The organism is Serratia sp. CY82433, from assembly GCF_052166535.1.
GTDB classification, from domain to species: Bacteria; Pseudomonadota; Gammaproteobacteria; order Enterobacterales; family Enterobacteriaceae; genus Serratia; species Serratia sarumanii.
Window position 1 is genome coordinate 235,895 of record NZ_JBJNOR010000007.1, and the last position, 17,802, is coordinate 253,696.

The following is a 17,802-nucleotide window of genomic DNA, read 5'->3' on the forward strand; positions in this document are numbered from 1 at the left end:
GGCGGTTATGCTATGATCGCGCCCTTGCCCTACATGCCTACAGAGTTATTTCCGCCATGCAAGAGCCTGCTTTTCGCGTCGGGGAGTGGCTGGTTACCCCTGCCGACAACACCATCAGCCGCGACGGACGCCTAAAAACGCTGGAACCGCGCCTGATTGACATGCTGTGCTATTTCGCCCGCCATCCGGACGTGGTGCTGAGCCGCGACGAGCTGATCGACAACGTCTGGAAGCGCAATATCGTCACCAACCACGTGGTGACCCAATGTATTTCGGAGCTGCGCAAATACCTGAAAGACGGCGACAGCGACAGCCCGGAATACATTATCACCGTGCCCAAGCGCGGATATAAGCTGGCGACGTCGGTGATCTGGTGTGAAGAGGGGGAGACGCAACCCGCTACCGCACCGGCGCCGCAGATTGCGGTGATCATGCATGAACCGGAAGACGGCAGCGAGGAAGACGAGACGCCGTATGTGCCGCCGCGCCGGGCAAGCGCGCCGGTTGCCGCGCCCGGCGAAAAGAAGCCGCGCTTTTATCGCCGCTCAACCTTCTGGGTGTGGCTGGCGTTTCTGGCGGCGCTCAGCGTCTGCGTGGCGTTTGTCGGCATCGCCACGCTGTCGCAGCGCGTGCCTGTATCGACCATGCCGGTGCTGCTCAACCCGCGCGATATCGATATTCGCATCCAGGGCGGCGAGAGCTGCAGCAACTGGATGCCGCAGCTCTCCTATGTGGTGGGCGTCAGCGAGCTGATCACCGATTCGCTGAACACCTACTCGACCTTCCTGGTGCACGACCAGACCAACTACAACTATTCCGGCCCCAGCAACTCGGGCAAGTCGCTGTATATCGAGTTCGTCAATCAGCGCCACTACCGCGCCCAGCAGTGTTTCCTGTCCGTGCGGTTGGTGGATAACGCCGACAGCTCAGTCATGCTGGACAAGCGTTACTTCATTACCGCCGATAACCAGCTGAAGATCCAGACCGACTTCCTCTCCAGCCTGTCCGCAGCGCTGAAGCAGCCCTGGCCACCACAGCTGGAGCAGCGTCTGGCGCAGCTGCTGCCCGACAACGGGCCGCTGCTGCAGCGCTTCTACCAGGCGCATCAGTTGCTGATCCACGGCGACGCCGATTCGTTGACCCGCGCCAGCGCCCAGCTGAGCGAGTTGATTAAAAGCGCGCCGGATTTCCACTACCTGCTGGCGGAAAAAGCGCTGGTGGATCTGCTGCGCAATTCTTATCAACCGTTCGACAGCCAGGCCTTGGCGCAACTGCGCGCCGATATCAGTCATTTGGCGACCATCCCCGAACTGAAAAACACGCCAATCATGCAGCAAGTTCTGGCGGTAGATGCATTGACGCAGGGGCGCATTGACGAGGCGCACCGGGCGATCGATCTGGGGATTGAATTGCAAATGTCGTGGCTGAATTATGTGCTGCTGGGGAAAGTGTATGAAATGCAGGGGCAGAATCATTTGGCGGCGGATTCTTATATTACCGCATTCAATCTTCGCCCCGGCGAGGACACATTGCATTGGATCACCAATGGCGTATTCCAGACGTCGTTGACCAACGTGGTGCCTTATTTAAATAACTATCAGCGCCAATAATTAACCGCTATCACGCCGCCATTATTCTCCGGGGATCATGGTGGCGTTATTTATTGGTGAAGCCATGTTGCATGAATGTATTATTTTTCTGCGCAATATTGCTCTTTTTTTGCCGTTTGTTATGCGTGATTAACCTCGCTATTCTGCTGTTTTTAAATGATGTTTATCTTTTCTTTAGCTTACCTTTTTATCTTGATGTGTTAATGAAAAACCTCAGGTTATCATTTGTATGATCATGAGCGTAATCTCACTTTATCTTTAGGACTTTATTCCCCCCGATGGTTAGCATCCTGACTATCAAGCCGGCTCATTAAAATCTTTCATTTATGGGTGTGGCTTATAAGAAACGTAAATCAGGAGAAACTGACCATGGCTTCACCCAAGAAAATAGGGCTTATTGCCTGCACCGGCGTCGTCGCCGGTAATATGATGGGGAGCGGGATTGCCTTATTGCCCGCCAACCTGGCGAGTCTCGGATCTATCGCCATTTGGGGATGGGTGATCTCGATTATCGGGGCGATGTCGCTGGCCTATGTGTATGCCCGCCTCGCCACCAAAAACCCGCAGCAGGGCGGCCCTATCGCTTATGCGGGTGAAATTTCCCCGGCCTTCGGTTTCCAGACCGGCGTGCTTTATTACCATGCCAACTGGATCGGTAACCTGGCCATCGGCATTACCGCCGTTTCTTATCTCTCCACCTTCTTCCCGGCGCTGAATAACCCGGTACCTGCCGGCATCGCCTGTATCGCCATCGTGTGGATCTTCACCTTCGTCAACATGCTGGGCGGAACCTGGGTCAGCCGTTTGACCACCCTGGGCCTGGTGCTGGTGCTGATCCCGGTGATCGTGACTGCCACCCTCGGCTGGCACTGGTTTGACGCCGCCACCTACCAGGCTAACTGGAATACCTCCGGTACCACCGACAGCCATGCGGTGATTAAAAGTATCCTGCTGTGCCTGTGGGCGTTTATCGGTGTGGAATCCGCAGCGGTCAGCACCGGCATGGTGAAAAACCCGAAACGCACCGTGCCGCTGGCAACCATGCTCGGCACCGGCCTGGCGGGCATTATCTACATCGCCGCCACTCAGGTGATCAGCGGTATGTTCCCGGCGTCTGAAATGGCCGCCAGCGGCGCGCCGTTCGCCATCAGCGCCTCGGCGATTATGGGCAACTGGGCAGCACCGATGGTTTCCGCCTTCACTGCCTTCGCCTGCCTGACGTCGCTCGGTTCGTGGATGATGCTGGTCGGCCAGGCCGGGGTACGCGCCGCCAACGACGGCAACTTCCCGAAAGTGTACGGCGAGCTGGATAAAAACGGCATTCCGAAGAAAGGCCTGCTGCTGGCCGGCTGCAAAATGACCGCGCTGATGGTGCTGATCACCCTGATGAGCTCCGCCGGCGGCAAAGCGTCCGACCTGTTCGGCGAACTGACCGGCATCGCGGTGCTGCTGACCATGCTGCCTTACTTCTACTCCTGCGTAGACCTGATCCGCTTCGAAGGGGTCAACGTGCGCAACCTGCTGAGCCTGATCGCTTCGGTGTGCGGCTGCGGTTTCTGCTTCATCGCGCTGATGGGCGCCAACTCATTCGAACTGTCCGGCACCTTTATCATCAGCCTGATTATCCTGATGTTCTACGCCCGGAAAATGAATACCCGCCAGGCTGCCAACGCCGCGGCGGTCGATGAAAACACCACGGCCAAAGCGCACTGATTCGCGTCCGCTGACCGACTGAATTTACCCAGCCCCTTTCTTTCCGACCTGTCAGCCGCGACGGGAAGGGGCTTGCTTTGCCAGGAGAAATGCATATGAACGTTATCGCCATCATGAATCACATGGGTGTCTACTTCAAAGAAGAGCCTATCCGTGAACTGCATCAGGCGCTGGAAAGTCTGGATTTCCGCATCGTTTACCCTAACGATCGCGAAGACCTGCTGAAACTGATCGAGAACAACGCCCGCTTGTGCGGGGTGATCTTCGACTGGGACAAATACAACCTGGAGCTGTGCGAAGAGATCAGCCAGCTGAACGAGTACATGCCGCTGTACGCGTTCGCCAACACCTATTCGACGCTGGACGTCAGCCTGAACGATCTGCGCATGCAGGTGCGCTTCTTCGAATATGCGCTCGGCGCGGCAACCGACATCGCCGCCAAGATCAAACAGAACACCGACGAGTATATCGACACCATCCTGCCGCCGTTGACCAAGGCGCTGTTCAAATACGTGCGCGAAGGCAAATACACCTTCTGTACGCCGGGCCACATGGGCGGCACCGCGTTCCAGAAAAGCCCGGTGGGCAGCCTGTTCTACGATTTCTTCGGCCCGAACACCATGAAGTCGGATATCTCGATTTCGGTGTCCGAACTGGGATCGCTGCTGGATCACTCCGGCCCGCACAAAGAGGCGGAAGAGTACATTTCCCGCGTGTTCAACGCCGAACGCAGCTACATGGTCACCAACGGCACCTCCACCGCCAACAAGATCGTCGGCATGTATTCGGCGCCGGCGGGCAGCACGGTGCTGATTGACCGTAACTGCCACAAGTCGCTGACTCACCTGATGATGATGAGTGACATCACGCCGATCTACTTCCGCCCGACCCGCAACGCCTACGGCATCCTCGGCGGCATTCCGCAGAGCGAGTTCCAGCGCGCCACCATCGCCAAACGCGTGAAGGAGACCCCGAACGCCACCTGGCCGGTACACGCGGTGATCACCAACTCCACCTATGACGGCCTGCTGTACAACACCGACTTTATCAAGAACACCCTGGACGTGAAGTCTATCCACTTCGATTCCGCCTGGGTGCCTTATACCAACTTCCACCCGATCTATAAAGGCAAGTGCGGCATGAGCGGCGGCCGCGTGGAGGGCAAGGTGATCTATGAAACCCAGTCCACCCACAAGCTGCTGGCGGCCTTCTCGCAGGCTTCGATGATTCACGTGAAGGGCGATATCAACGAAGAAACCTTCAACGAAGCCTACATGATGCACACCACCACCTCGCCGCACTACGGCATCGTGGCGTCGACCGAAACCGCCGCGGCGATGATGAAAGGCAACGCCGGCAAGCGCCTGATCAACGGCTCTATCGAGCGCGCGATCAAGTTCCGCAAAGAGATCAAACGCCTGAAAGTCGAGTCCGACGGCTGGTTCTTCGACGTCTGGCAGCCGGAGCATATCGATGAGCCGGAATGCTGGCCGCTGCGTTCCGACAGCGCCTGGCACGGCTTCAAGAACATCGATAACGAACACATGTATCTCGACCCGATCAAGGTCACCATTCTGACGCCGGGGATGAGCAAGGAAGGCGAGATGCAGCCGTTCGGCATCCCGGCCAGCATCGTGGCGAAATACCTCGACGAACGCGGCATCATCGTCGAGAAAACCGGGCCGTACAACCTGCTGTTCCTTTTCAGCATCGGCATCGACAAAACCAAGGCGCTCAGCCTGCTGCGCGCGATGACCGACTTCAAACGCTCGTTCGATCTGAACCTGCGGGTGAAAAACATGCTGCCTTCGCTGTATCAGGAAGCGCCTGATTTCTATGAAAACATGCGCATTCAGGATCTGGCGCAGAACATTCACCGCCTGGTGGAGCAGCACAACCTGCCGGACCTGATGTATCGCGCGTTCGAAGTGCTGCCAACCATGGTGATGAACCCATACCAGGCGTTCCAGAAAGAGCTGCACGGCGAAGTGGAAGAGGTTTATCTGGAAGAGATGGTCGGCAAGGTCAACGCCAATATGATCCTCCCATACCCACCGGGCGTGCCGCTGGTGATGCCGGGCGAAATGCTGACCGAGGAGAGCCGGCCGGTGCTGGAGTTCCTGCAGATGCTGTGCGAAATCGGCGCGCATTATCCGGGCTTTGAAACCGACATTCACGGCGCCTATCGTCAGGCGGATGGACGTTATCGGGTGAAAGTGCTGAAGGCGAAATAACCGCAGCCAATAACAGGGGAGGCGCTCGCGCTTCCCCTTTGCCGTTCACCGACTGATGGGAGACCTCCATGAAAACACCCTCACAGCCGCGCGCAATCTACTATGTCGTAGCCATACAAATTTGGGAATATTTCAGCTTTTACGGCATGCGTGCGTTACTGATTCTCTATCTGACCCACCAACTCGGCTATACCGACAGCCACGCCATCGATCTCTACAGCGCTTACGCTTCGTTAGTTTACGTCACTCCTATTTTGGGCGGCTGGCTCGCCGACCGCCTGCTGGGCAATCGCGTCGCGGTGATTGCCGGCGCGGCGCTGATGACGCTGGGGCATATCGTACTCGGCCTGAGCGCGGTCTCCGCCCAGTCGCTCTATCTGGCGCTGGCCATCATCATCTGCGGCTACGGCCTGTTCAAATCCAATATCAGCTGCCTGCTGGGCGAACTGTATCCGGCGCACGACTCGCGCCGCGAAGGGGGCTTCTCGCTGCTGTACGCCGCCGGCAACGTCGGTTCCATTTTGGCGCCGATCGCCTGTGGGCTGGCGGCCGAGCGCTATGGCTGGCACGTCGGCTTTGCGTTGGCCGGGATCGGCATGTTCGCCGGCCTGGCGATCTTCCTGCTCGGCGGGCGCCACTTCCGCCATACCCGCGGCGTGAATGCACCGCTGATGCGCGCCAAAAGCCTGGGCTTGCCGCACTGGGGTTGGCTGCTGGTGGCGCTGCTGGCATCGCCGCTGTTCTTCACGCTGCTGTTTGTGCACGACTGGGCCGGCTATTTGCTCGGGCTGGTGTGCGTGGCGGCGGTGGTGCTGGTGGCACGCATTATGCTGCGTGCGGACGCCGGCCAGCGCCGGGGGCTGTGGCAGATTGTTGTGCTGATGCTGCTGGGCACGCTGTTCTGGGCTTTCGCCCAGCAGGGCGGCAGCTCCATCAGCCTGTTTATCGATCACTTCGTCGATCGGCGCTGGTTCGGCTGGACGGTGCCGACCGCGCTGTTCCAGTCGGTTAACGCCTGCGCGGTGATGCTGGGCGGCGTGGCGCTGGCATGGCTGGCGAACGGCGACGGTACGGGCGATCGCACGCTGCGCATCTGGTGCAAGTTCGCCTTCGGTCTGCTGTTGATCGGCGTCGGCTTTACGCTGATGGCACTCAATACGCGGCTGCACGGGCCGGGATCGATGGGGCTGATGATCGCCGGCCTGGCGGTGATGGGCTTCGCCGAACTGTTTATCGATCCGGTGGCGATGGCGCAGATCACCCGGCTGAATATCCCCGGCGCCACCGGCGTGCTGACCGGCATCTATATGCTGGCGACCGGCTCGATCGCCAACTATCTGGCGGGCATCATCGCCAACCAGACCGCCGAGGATCACGTCGAGGGGGCGGCGATGCAGGCGTATGGCCGCATTTTCGCCCAGATTGGCTGGGGAGCGGCCGGATGCGCGCTGGCGGTGATCGCGGTGCTGGGCGGTTGGTGGCTGCTGACGCGGCGCCAGGCACGGACGGTTAATGCTTGATTGATGACGGTAGGCGGGGTTAACGTGCAGCTATGTAGAAGTGACAAAGCCGACCGATGAATACTGATCAATTAACGACGCGGGTGGCAGACCAGTTGGGCGCGCAGCAGCGGCTGCTGGTGGCGTTCAGCGGCGGCCTGGATTCCAGCGTACTGCTGCATGTGCTGGCGGCGTTGCGCCGCCGGCGTCCGGGAATGCAACTGCGCGCGCTGCATGTGCATCACGGCCTGAGCGCCTTCGCCGACCGCTGGGTTGAGCATTGCCGCAGCCGCTGCGCCGACTGGCAGATCCCGCTGACGGTGACGCACGTGCAGGTGGACGCCCGCCAGGGCGGCATCGAAGCGGCGGCGCGCGCGGCGCGCTATGCCGCCTTCAGCGCCGCGCTAACGGAGGGCGAAGCGCTACTCACCGCCCAACACCTCGACGATCAAAGCGAAACCTTCCTGCTGGCGCTCAAGCGCGGCAGCGGGCCGGCGGGGCTGTCGGCGATGGCGGCGCGCACCGCGTTGGGCGAGCACCTGCTGTTGCGGCCACTGTTGGGTTGCTCACGCCAGACGTTGGAAAACTACGCGCAACGCCACGCCTTAACCTGGATAGATGACGACAGCAATCAGGACACGCGCTTCGATCGCAATTTCCTGCGGTTGCAGGTGTTGCCGCAGCTCAACCAGCGCTGGCCGCACTTCGCCTCGGCGGTGGCGCGCAGCGCCGGCCTGTGCGCCGAGCAGGAGCAGCTGCTGGACGAACTGCTGGCGGAACCGCTGCAAAGCCTGTTGGCGGCGGATCGCTCATTGGCGATCGACGGCCTGACGGACTGTTCGCCGGTGCGGCGCTTCGCCTTGCTGCGGCGCTGGATCGCGTTGTTTAACGTCACCATGCCGGCGCGTGAGCAGCTTCAGCGCCTGTGGGAGGAGGTGGCGCTCAGCCGGGAGGATGCCGAACCGCAACTGCAGCTCGGCGCCTATCAGATTCGCCGTTTCCGCGGCCGGTTGCACCTGTTGCCGCCGCTGGCGGCGCTGCGCGATGTGCATCTGCCCTGGCAGCCTGACCAGCCGCTGGCGCTGCCGGACGGGCTGGGGCGGCTTGTCGCCGGTGAGGGCGAGCTGGCGCTGCGCGCGCCGCAGCCGTCGCAGCGGATCAGCATTCGTTTCGGCGGCGTGCAGGGCGCGGTGCGCATCGTGGGGCGCGCCCATTCGCGGCCAATAAAAAAATTGTGGCAGGAGCTGGGGATCCCGCCCTGGCAGCGTGAACGCATCCCGTTGATTTATTATGATGAGCAGCTGATCGCCGCGCTGGGCGTATTCGTTTGTGAGGCGGGGCAGGTGCCGGAAGGCGAACGTCCGTGGCGGCTGCGCTGGGAAAAAAATCATAATTACGAGGAGCAATAATGAAGTTTGTGGGGATCACGCTGTTGGCCGCCGGTCTGTTCAGCCTGCCGGCGTTGGCGGCGGGGGATGCGGCGGCCGGCCAGGCGAAAGCCGCCGCCTGCGCGGCGTGCCACGGCGCGCAGGGCAAGGTGACGGTGCCGATGTACCCGAATCTGGCCGGGCAGAACGCCATGTACCTGCAGCACGCGCTGCAGGCGTACAAGAAAGGGGAGCGCAACGGCGGCCAGGCCGAGGTGATGAAGGCCTACGTGTCGGGGCTGTCGGATGACGATATCGCCGATCTGGCGGCCTTTTACGCCAGCCTGAAGCCGTAAATGACGAGGGCAGCCGTTGGGCTGCCCTGTTGGGATGGGGTTACCGCTGCTCAGTCCGACAGACTGACGACCACGGTACCGATTTCCGGATGACTGAAACTGCTGATATGGTCCAGACGCAGGTCGCGCTGTTGGCCATTCTGTTCGATGGTCAGATACTCAACGCGTTTCTTTTGCAGCAGGTCGATCGCCTTGGCCTCGATCACTTCTCCGTCGCGTAACTCCAGCTTCAGAATAAGTTTATGCTGACAGGCGAGTTCCAGGTTGTCGTAGTCATCGCAATTGATGGGTTGGTACTCATCATTCATCAACATAGTCGCTCACCAATAAGTTAGCGGCGGCAAAGGCCGCCTGTTCCCTAACGGAGGACGGTAGCGCATCGTTCGCTGCGACATCGTCCAATGCCTTTAACGCACAAGCCAGCGCATCGGGCACGTAGCCAAGATCTCCACTGCCAATCTCGGCGTAAGTACGGCGTACTAACTCACAGTATTGTTGCACAGTTTCCTCCCTTAAGAACCTCTGCATCATCAAGACTACTATCGCGATGAGGCGCAGGCTCTTGGAGTTTTATCCTATCCCAGACGACTATAGCACAGCTGTTATGGAGTTATCAGCACCCCGGCACGCCTTTCGCACTGCCGCGGCCGGGCCGCGCTGGCGGCGTTCGGCCCTGATCAAGTACACTGTCGCCGGATAATAACGAGGTCACCCATGGCGCTGAAAGCAACCATTTATAAAGCCGCGGTCAATATCGCTGATATGGATCGTCACTTCTACCACGACGCCACGCTGACGCTGGCGCAACACCCGTCCGAAAACGAGCAGCGCATGATGCTGCGCCTGTTGGCCTGGATCTGCCATGCCGACGAGCGGCTGGTGTTCACCAAAGGACTGAGCGCCGACGACGAGCCGGAGATCTGGCAGCGCAACGACCACAATGGGCTGGAAATGTGGATCGAGATGGGGTTGCCCGACGAAAAACGCATCCGCAAGGCCTGCAACCAGTCGCCGCGCGTGGTGCTGTACGCCTACGGCGAGCGCGCCGCGCACGTGTGGTGGCAAGGAATGCAGGGCAAGGTGGCCGGCTACAAGAACCTGAGCGTGCGTTTCCTCGACGACGAACAGCTGGCGCGCCTGACTGCGCTGGCCAGCCGCACCATGACGCTGCAGGCGACGTTGCAGGAGGGAACTATTTGGCTGTCCGATGCTCAGAATAGTCTGGAAATCCAGTTTGCCGAGTGGCAGCAGGCACAGGTGTAACCGGTGCTGGAACTGTCAAGAAACGTCGCCATACCGGATAATGAGCTGGAATTGACGGCGATCCGCGCGCAGGGCGCGGGCGGCCAGCACGTGAACAAAACCTCAACGGCGATCCATTTGCGCTTTGACATCCGGGCATCCAGCCTGCCAGAGTATTATAAGGAACGGCTGCTGGCGCTGAATCATCATCTCATTACCGCCGATGGCGTGGTGATTATCAAGGCGCAAGAGTATCGCAGTCAGGAATTGAATCGCGAAGCGGCGTTGGCCAGGCTGGCCGCGCTGATTCGGCAGGCGATGGTGGTGGAAAAAACGCGCAAGGCGACCAAGCCCACAAAAGGGGCCAAACTGCGTCGCCTGGAAGGCAAGGCGCGTAAAGGCGCCACCAAGGCGCTGCGTGGCAAGGTTCGCACTTAGGAATACATGAACACAGTAGGAGAATAACTGTGAAAAAAATTACGGTAGCCCTGTTCCTCGCGGCAGGCGCACTCTCGTTGTTGGGATGCAACAATCATTATCAGCCGAAGGAACAACCGCTGCAGCCAATGCCGCAGAGCTATCAAGGGGTGTTGCCTTGCGCCGATTGCGGCGGTCTGGAGACGGCGCTGTTCCTGGATGAGGACGGCACCTTCGTGCTGCAGGAAACCTATCGTGGCACCAAAGACGGCGATCAGACCTTTGCCGACTACGGCAAATGGGCGCGCACCGCGGATAAGCTGGTGCTGACCGACAGCAACGGCGAGAAACGCTATTTCCGCCCGGTGGGCAAGAGCCTGGAAATGCTGGATCGCAGCGGCGTGCCGATCGAGTCCAAGCTGAATTACCGTCTGGATCCGGTTGAGAAGCCGTTGCCTAAAACGCCGATGACGCTGAAAGGCAGCTACACCTATATGGCGGACGCGGCGGTCTTCAAGGACTGCGCTACTGGCAAAACCTTCCCGGTGGACAACAACATCGCGCTGGAGCAAGGTTACGCCAAAGCATACAAGACCGCCGGCGAGCCGGTATTCCTGACGTTCAGCGCGCACTTCAGCGTGCAGCCGTCGATGGAGGAAGGTCTGACCGAGAAGGCGCTGGTGCCGGACGGCAAAATCGTGTTTGACCGCAGCAAGAACTGCAGCAGCAAATAAGCGATTTCGGATATAAAAAAACCCGCCTAGGCGGGTTTTTTACTTTCTGGCATTCGTCGCTTAGCGTTTGATCTGGCCCAGCAGGAAATCAACGATTTCGCCGGTTTTGATCATTTGCTTCTCGCCGACGCGGCGGTTCTTGTACTCGATCTCTTCGTTGTCGAGATTGCGGTCGCCGATAACGATAGAGTGCGGCACGCCGATCAGCTCCATATCCGCGAACATCACGCCCGGGCGCTCTTTGCGGTCATCGAGGATCACGTCGATGCCGTGGGAGCGCAGGGTGTTGTACAGCTCTTCGGCCAGCGCCTGCACGCGGAACGACTTGTGCATGTTCATCGGCAGGATAGCGACCTGGAACGGCGCGATGGCGTCCGGCCAGATGATGCCGCGTTCGTCGTGATTCTGCTCGATGGCGGCGGCCACGACGCGCGTGACCCCGATGCCGTAGCAACCCATGGTCAGCACCTGGTTGCGGCCGTCTTCGCCCTGCACGGTCGCTTTCATCGCTTCCGAGTACTTGGTGCCGAGCTGGAAGATATGGCCCACTTCGATGCCGCGTTTGATCAGCAGCGTGCCCTGACCGTCCGGGCTGGCGTCGCCGTCCACCACGTTACGGATATCGGCCACCTGCGGCAGCGGCAGATCGCGCTCCCAGTTGATGCCGAAGTAGTGTTTGCCGTCGACGTTGGCGCCGGCGCCAAAGTCGCTCATCGCCGCCACGCTGCGGTCGGCAACCACCGGCATCGGCAGGTTGACCGGGCCGAGTGAACCCGGGCCGGCGCCGACGATGGCGCGAATTTCTTCTTCAGTGGCGAAGGTCAGCGGCGTGGCAACCTGCGCCAGCTTCTCGGCCTTGACTTCGTTCAGCTCGTGATCGCCGCGCACCAGCAGGGCAACCAGCTTGTGGCCGCTCTCTTCGGTGGCGCGCACCATCAGCGTCTTCACGGTTTTTTCCACCGGCAGCTGGAACTGATCGACCAGCTCAACGATGGTTTTGGCGTTCGGCGTATCCACCAGACGCAATTCTTCGCCGGCCGCCGCGCGAGGCGCCGCCGGCGCGACCGCTTCCGCCAGCTCGATGTTGGCGGCGAAGTCGGAACCGGTGGAGAACACGATATCGTCTTCACCGCTGTCTGCCAGCACCTGGAATTCGTGCGAGGCGCTGCCGCCGATCGAGCCGGTATCGGCCTGCACCGGGCGGAAATCCAGACCCATGCGGCTGAAGATTTTGCTGTACGCTTCGTACATCGCGTCGTAAGTCTCTTGCAGAGACTCCTGCGAGGTATGGAAGGAGTAGGCATCCTTCATCAGGAACTCACGGGAACGCATTACGCCGAAACGCGGGCGCACTTCATCACGGAACTTGGTCTGGATCTGGAAGAAGTTCAGCGGCAGCTGTTTGTATGAGCTGATCTCGTTGCGGATCAGATCGGTGATCACTTCTTCATGCGTCGGGCCCAGCACGAACGGACGATCGCCGCGGTCGACGAAGCGCAGCAGCTCGGGGCCGTATTGCTCCCAACGGCCGCTTTCCTGCCACAGATCGGCAGGCTGAACCACCGGCATGGACACTTCGATCGCGTTAGCATTGTTCATTTCTTCGCGAACGATGTTTTCAACCTTTTTCAGAACGCGCAGGCCGGTCGGCAGCCAGGTGTAAAGACCGGAGGCCAGCTTGCGGATCATCCCGGCGCGCAGCATCAGCTGGTGGCTGATCACTTCGGCGTCGGCAGGTGTCTCCTTCAATGTGGAGAGCAGATATTGGCTAGTACGCATGGTGTTTTGGTTCCGTTAGAACTGCAAATTGCATCGGGCTGCCAGAGTGGCGGCCAAAAGTGACAAAAGTGGTTTAGTTTACCAGCGCGAGCGGGTCGCCAAAAGAGAGGCGGCGGAATTTTAACGCGGGTCGAGCGCCAACACTTCGGTATGACCGTCCACGACGCGCCAGCGCACGTTGAAATCCAGCAGCCAGACGGCGTAATCCCGTTCGACGTCCTCTCCTTTACGATAGGCGGGACGGGGATCTTGCGCCAGCACCTGGCTGATAAAACGCCTTAATTGCGGATAACGCGCCTGATGTTGCTGCAGCTGCTGCTCGGCCTGAGGCGCGAAATGCACCGGCATATCGCCGGCGGGCGCGGCCTGGGCAAAACCGGCGCGGGCCTGCGGTTGGCTCTCGGCGAACGGCAGATAAGGCTTGATGTCTACCACCGGGGTGCCGTCGACCAGATCGAGGCTGCCCAGCTCCAGCGCCACTTCGCCGTTTTTCACCCGCACGCCTTTCAGTTCGATCAGGGACATGCCGAGCGGGTTGGGGCGGAAGGTGGAGCGGGTGGCGAATACGCCCATGCGGGCATTGCCGCCTAAACGCGGCGGGCGCACCGTCGGCCGCCAGCCGCCTTCCAGGGTTTGATGGAAAATGAACATCACCCACAGATGGCTGAAATCGCTGAGGCCGCGTACCGCCTCCGCCTGGTTGTAAGGTGGCAGCAGCAGCAGTTCGCCGCCACCGTCTTCGACCAGCCCCGGCTGGCGGGGAACGGCGAATTTTTCTTTATATGGCGAGCGGATCACGCCGATCTGCTCGAAAACGAATTCGGTCATTTGGACGAGACGTTAAGCGCCGAGCCCTGGCAGACGGCCTGCTGGTAACAACCGGCGACGCCGCTGACAATCTGGCAGTCGTGCAGCAGCACGGCGTTGGCCTTCATGTAAGACGCGCGGATCTGCATGCGTTTACGGGCGGTGGCCAGATTCGGTGGGGAGTCTTGTACGGTGGTTTGGCACGATTCGCCGGACACTTCACCCAGATTGCGGAATGGCTTGCCCACGAGCTCTTCTGCACTTTTGTACAGTTTTACCGGAGCGGGGCGGGCGGCCGGCGTGGTCTTGGCCGGGGCGGTAGTGGTCGGCTTGCTGGTGCTGTTTGTTGAGGACGGCGCGATACGTTGCGATGAACATCCGGCCAGCGCGAGCGCTAACAAACAGAGAGGTAAAACACGCATTGAGATTCCTCTGCCTTAATGAAAGTGGCGCTATTGAAGCAATCTATGGCGGAAATAACAAGACGGGCCTTGGCCCGTCTTGCAATTATAGGAATAAAATTGGCGAATAAGCGCTTACCAGCCTTTCACCGCACCGCCGTTGAAGATTTTGTTGGCGGCGGCGTCCACTTCGTCAGACTGATAGGCCTGTACGAATTTCTTCACGTTTTCCGCATCTTTGTTATCTTCGCGCGCAACCAGCAGGTTGACGTAAGGCGAGTCTTTATCTTCCACGAACAGGCCGTCTTTCGCCGGCGTCAGACCGATCTGGCTGGCGTAGGTGGTGTTGATCACCGCCAGCGCGATCTGCTGATCGTCCAGAGAACGCGGCAGCTGAGGCGCTTCCAGCTCAACCAGCTTCAGGTTTTTCGGGTTCTCGGTCACGTCCAGCACGGTCGGCAGCAGGCCAACGCCGTCTTTCAGTTTGATCAGGCCGACTTTCTGCAGCAGCAGCAGCGAACGGCCCAGGTTGGTCGGATCGTTAGGCAGTGCGATCTGAGACCCCTCTTTCAGCTCGTCCAACGATTTGATTTTCTTGGAGTAACCGGCGATCGGGTAAACAAAGGTGTTGCCGACCGGCACCAGCTTGTAGCCGCGATCTTTGATCTGCTGATCCAGATATGGCTTGTGCTGGAAGGCGTTCAGGTCGATATCGCCTTTGCTCAACGCTTCGTTAGGCAGCACGTAGTCGTTGAAAGTGACCAGCTCAACGTCCAGACCGTATTTCTCTTTCGCCACTTTCTGAGCCACCTCGGCCACTTGCTGCTCAGCGCCGACGATCACGCCGACCTTGATGTGGTTCGGATTCTTTTCATCCTGGCCGCAGCCCGCCAGAGCCAGAGAGCCGATCAGTGCGCCAATTGCCGCGATGGATTTAAATTTTAACGACATATCCCTTCCTCATTAGACTCGCATTAACATGCTGTGAAACTATTTATGGGTAACGGCTTTGACGATGCGATCGCCGCAGAATTGGATCAGATAAACCAAAACTACCAGTAATACTAATACGGTATTCATCACTGTGGCGTTATAACCGATATAACCGTATTGGTAACCGATTTGGCCCAGACCGCCGGCGCCGACTGCGCCGCCCATGGCGGAGTAGCCCACCAGGGTGATCAGCGTGATGGTCGCGGCGTTGACCAGGCCCGGCAGGGCTTCCGGCAGCAACACTTTCTTGATGATCTGCATCGGCGTGGCGCCCATGGCGCGCGCCGCTTCCACCAGACCGGACGGGATCTCCAGCAGGGCGTTTTCCACCATGCGCGCGATGAACGGCGCGGCGCCCACGGTCAACGGCACGATGGCCGCCTGCAGACCGATAGAGGTGCCGACGATCATGCGGGTAAACGGAATCATCCAAACCAGCAGGATAATGAACGGGATAGAACGGAAGATGTTCACCAGCCCGGACAGGATTTTATACAGCGAGTTGTTGGCGATGATCTGCCCCGGGCGGGTGACATACAACAGCACACCTACCGGCAGGCCGAGCACGAAACCGAAGAAGCCGGAGACAAAGGTCATCATGACGGTTTCCCACACGCCACGCGCCATCAACCACATCATTGCCTCAGACATAACCCAGAACCTCTACTTTTACCTGATTTTCCTGCAGGAACTTAATCGTCGCCAGCGCGTCTTCGTCGCTGCCGTGCAGCTCCGCCAGCATCACGCCGAATTTCACGCCGCCGGCATAATCCATCTGGGCGCTGATAATGTTGTTGTTCACGTTGAAGCGGCGAGCGGCTTCAGACAGCAGCGGCGCATCGACCGACTGGCCGGTGAACTCCAGGCGCAGCAGCGGTTGGCGGTCGCCCTGACGCTCCGGCGACAGGCGCGCGGCGTAGTCGTCCGGGATATCCAGATGCAATGTGGACTGAATGAACTGCTGGGCCAGCGGGGTTTTCGGGTGCGAGAACACTTCGCTGACGCTGTCTTTTTCGATCAGTTGCCCCTGGCTGATGACCGCGACCTGGTCGCAGATGCGTTTCACCACGTCCATTTCATGGGTGATCAGCAGAATGGTCAGGCCCAGCCGGCGGTTGATGTCTTTCAGCAGTTCCAGGATGGAACGGGTGGTGGCCGGATCCAACGCGCTGGTGGCTTCATCGCACAGCAGCACTTTAGGATTGCTGGCCAGCGCGCGGGCGATCGCCACGCGCTGTTTCTGGCCGCCGGACAGATTGGCCGGGTAGGCGTCGTGCTTGTCCGCCAGGCCGACCAACTCCAGCAGTTCGGTCACGCGCTTTTTGATCTCGGCGCGCGGCGTATTGTCCAGCTCCAGCGGCAGCGCCACGTTGCCGAACACCGTGCGGGAAGAGAGCAGGTTGAAGTGCTGGAAGATCATGCCGATTTGGCGACGGGCGCGCGTCAGTTCGCTTTCCGACAGCGAGGTCAGATCCTGACCATCGACCAGCACCTGGCCGGACGTTGGGCGCTCCAGCATGTTGGCGCAGCGAATCAGCGTGCTTTTACCGGCGCCGGAGGAACCGATGACGCCATAGATTTGCCCGGCAGGGACGTGAAGGGTCACGTCAGAGAGCGCGGTAATGGTGCGCGAACCCTGCTGGAACACTTTAGTGATGTTAGAAAGTTTAATCATATTCTTCTTATTTTAGCGTGGTTGCCCGTGGCTAGATAAAAGTAAACCTCGGCGTGGAACCAAGGTATGAATCAGATGTTAAGGCGTCTAGACGTCCAAGTCAACGGCCAACGACGTTCTCCGGCGTTCTCAGCGTGGGGTAAAACATGCGATACTGTCAGCGTATACAGGCCCTCAGGAGCAAAGCGGTGACACAAAGCGTTCCAGCAATTTTTCTCGATCGTGACGGTACGATTAACGTTGACCATGGCTATGTCCATGAAATCGACAACTTCCACTTTATTGACGGCGTGATTGACGCCTGTCGCGAACTCAAAAAGATGGGCTTCGCGCTGGTAATGGTGACCAACCAGTCCGGCATTGCGCGCGGCAAGTTCAGCGAAGACCAATTCATGTACCTGACCGAGTGGATGGACTGGTCGCTGGCCGATCGCGACGTTGACTTCGACGGCATCTATTTCTGCCCGCACCATCCGGAGGCGGTAGTAGAAGAGTATCGTCAGGTGTGTGACTGCCGTAAACCGCAGCCGGGCATGCTGCTGCAAGCGCAGCAGGAATTGAACATCGATATGGCCGCTTCTTATATGGTGGGCGATAAACCGGAAGATATGCAGGCGGCGATCGCGGCCGGCGTCGGCACCAAGGTGCTGGTGCGTACCGGCAAGCCGGTGACGGAGCAGGGCGAAAAGCTGGCCGATTGGGTGCTAAATAGCCTGGCGGACCTGCCTGAAGCCATCAAAAAGCGGGTTTAATAGGCGTTACGAATGAATAGTGAGCGGTCAGATAAAAAATGCATATTATCGCTTGTTATTCTGAACCGGATCCCTATAATGCGCCTCCATCGACACGGCGCAAATGATTCACTTCACACAGCGGCCGGGAAGAAAGAGAAAAAATCCTGAAAATTAGGGTTGACTCTGAAAGAGGAAAGCGTAATATACGCCACCTCGAGTTAGCAAGCGAAAGCGCCTAACT

Annotated in this window: 18 protein-coding genes; 10 read left to right on the forward strand and 8 right to left on the reverse strand. The window is 59.3% G+C overall.

What is annotated here, in order from left to right:
• Positions 1-56: 56 nt before the first annotated feature.
• From cadC to ACJ8PI_RS23245, 6 genes are all read left to right on the forward strand, one after another.
• Positions 57-1,610: a lysine decarboxylation/transport transcriptional activator CadC gene (gene cadC, locus ACJ8PI_RS23220; protein ID WP_164134890.1), complete on the forward strand. Its 1,554-nt coding sequence runs from the start codon at positions 57-59 to the stop codon at positions 1,608-1,610.
• Positions 1,611-1,979: 369 nt separating this feature from the next.
• Entirely contained in the window at positions 1,980-3,323 is a 1,344-nt protein-coding gene (cadB, locus tag ACJ8PI_RS23225; protein ID WP_033635727.1) for a cadaverine/lysine antiporter, read from the forward strand.
• A 95-nt stretch (positions 3,324-3,418) separates the two neighbouring features.
• Positions 3,419-5,557 carry a lysine decarboxylase CadA gene (gene cadA, locus ACJ8PI_RS23230; protein WP_033635725.1) on the forward strand — a complete coding sequence of 713 codons (2,139 nt, stop codon included), beginning with the start codon at positions 3,419-3,421 and terminating at the stop codon, positions 5,555-5,557.
• 68 nt (positions 5,558-5,625) lie between these two features.
• Positions 5,626-7,077 carry a dipeptide permease DtpD gene (gene dtpD / locus ACJ8PI_RS23235; RefSeq protein ID WP_164134889.1) on the forward strand — a complete coding sequence of 484 codons (1,452 nt, stop codon included), beginning with the start codon at positions 5,626-5,628 and terminating at the stop codon, positions 7,075-7,077.
• A 56-nt stretch (positions 7,078-7,133) separates the two neighbouring features.
• Entirely contained in the window at positions 7,134-8,465 is a 1,332-nt protein-coding gene (tilS, locus tag ACJ8PI_RS23240) for a tRNA lysidine(34) synthetase TilS (RefSeq protein ID WP_164134888.1), read from the forward strand.
• Positions 8,465-8,779 (forward strand): c-type cytochrome, encoded by a 315-nt coding sequence (locus ACJ8PI_RS23245; RefSeq protein ID WP_033635721.1) that lies wholly within the window; start codon positions 8,465-8,467, stop codon positions 8,777-8,779. Before tilS ends, ACJ8PI_RS23245 begins: the two co-directional genes overlap by 1 nt.
• A 50-nt stretch (positions 8,780-8,829) precedes the next feature.
• Here ACJ8PI_RS23245 and rof read toward each other — a convergent pair whose 3' ends face one another.
• Together rof and ACJ8PI_RS23255 are read right to left on the reverse strand one after the other, a co-directional pair.
• Positions 8,830-9,093: a Rho-binding antiterminator gene (gene rof, locus ACJ8PI_RS23250; RefSeq protein ID WP_004931991.1), complete on the reverse strand. Its 264-nt coding sequence runs from the start codon at positions 9,091-9,093 to the stop codon at positions 8,830-8,832.
• Positions 9,080-9,280, reverse strand: a complete 201-nt coding sequence (locus tag ACJ8PI_RS23255) for a YaeP family protein (protein ID WP_004931993.1) — start codon at positions 9,278-9,280, stop codon at positions 9,080-9,082. The genes rof and ACJ8PI_RS23255 overlap by 14 nt, the downstream gene beginning before the upstream one ends.
• Positions 9,281-9,493: 213 nt before the next feature.
• Between ACJ8PI_RS23255 and ACJ8PI_RS23260 the strand changes: the two genes are divergently transcribed.
• From ACJ8PI_RS23260 to nlpE, 3 genes are read left to right on the forward strand one after another with little or no spacing between them, the layout of a single operon-like run.
• Positions 9,494-10,042, forward strand: coding sequence for a YaeQ family protein (locus ACJ8PI_RS23260; protein WP_025304016.1), 549 nt, complete (start codon positions 9,494-9,496; stop codon positions 10,040-10,042).
• Between the two features lie 3 nt (positions 10,043-10,045).
• Positions 10,046-10,459 (forward strand): alternative ribosome rescue aminoacyl-tRNA hydrolase ArfB, encoded by a 414-nt coding sequence (gene arfB, locus ACJ8PI_RS23265; protein WP_028127523.1) that lies wholly within the window; start codon positions 10,046-10,048, stop codon positions 10,457-10,459.
• A 29-nt stretch (positions 10,460-10,488) separates the two neighbouring features.
• Positions 10,489-11,172, forward strand: coding sequence for an envelope stress response activation lipoprotein NlpE (gene nlpE, locus ACJ8PI_RS23270; protein WP_033655310.1), 684 nt, complete (start codon positions 10,489-10,491; stop codon positions 11,170-11,172).
• Positions 11,173-11,232: 60 nt separating this feature from the next.
• Here nlpE and proS read toward each other — a convergent pair whose 3' ends face one another.
• The 6 genes from proS to metN form a co-directional block, all read right to left on the reverse strand.
• Positions 11,233-12,951, reverse strand: a complete 1,719-nt coding sequence (proS, locus tag ACJ8PI_RS23275; RefSeq protein WP_033655309.1) for a proline--tRNA ligase — start codon at positions 12,949-12,951, stop codon at positions 11,233-11,235.
• 120 nt (positions 12,952-13,071) lie between these two features.
• Positions 13,072-13,779, reverse strand: coding sequence for a tRNA (N6-threonylcarbamoyladenosine(37)-N6)-methyltransferase TrmO (tsaA, locus tag ACJ8PI_RS23280; RefSeq protein WP_060429197.1), 708 nt, complete (start codon positions 13,777-13,779; stop codon positions 13,072-13,074).
• Positions 13,776-14,180: an Rcs stress response system protein RcsF gene (gene rcsF, locus ACJ8PI_RS23285; protein ID WP_442528230.1), complete on the reverse strand. Its 405-nt coding sequence runs from the start codon at positions 14,178-14,180 to the stop codon at positions 13,776-13,778. Before rcsF ends, tsaA begins: the two co-directional genes overlap by 4 nt.
• Before the next feature lie 114 nt (positions 14,181-14,294).
• Positions 14,295-15,110: a MetQ/NlpA family lipoprotein gene (locus ACJ8PI_RS23290; RefSeq protein WP_033635716.1), complete on the reverse strand. Its 816-nt coding sequence runs from the start codon at positions 15,108-15,110 to the stop codon at positions 14,295-14,297.
• 39 nt (positions 15,111-15,149) lie between these two features.
• On the reverse strand, positions 15,150-15,803 hold the full coding sequence (locus tag ACJ8PI_RS23295) for a methionine ABC transporter permease MetI (RefSeq protein WP_004932010.1): 654 nt from the start codon (positions 15,801-15,803) through the stop codon (positions 15,150-15,152).
• On the reverse strand, positions 15,796-16,827 hold the full coding sequence (gene metN / locus ACJ8PI_RS23300; RefSeq protein ID WP_004932012.1) for a methionine ABC transporter ATP-binding protein MetN: 1,032 nt from the start codon (positions 16,825-16,827) through the stop codon (positions 15,796-15,798). The genes ACJ8PI_RS23295 and metN overlap by 8 nt, the downstream gene beginning before the upstream one ends.
• Before the next feature lie 188 nt (positions 16,828-17,015).
• On the opposite strand from metN, the gene gmhB reads away from it, so the two are divergent.
• Entirely contained in the window at positions 17,016-17,579 is a 564-nt protein-coding gene (gene gmhB / locus ACJ8PI_RS23305) for a D-glycero-beta-D-manno-heptose 1,7-bisphosphate 7-phosphatase (protein WP_033635715.1), read from the forward strand.
• The last annotated feature ends 223 nt before the right edge of the window (positions 17,580-17,802 follow it).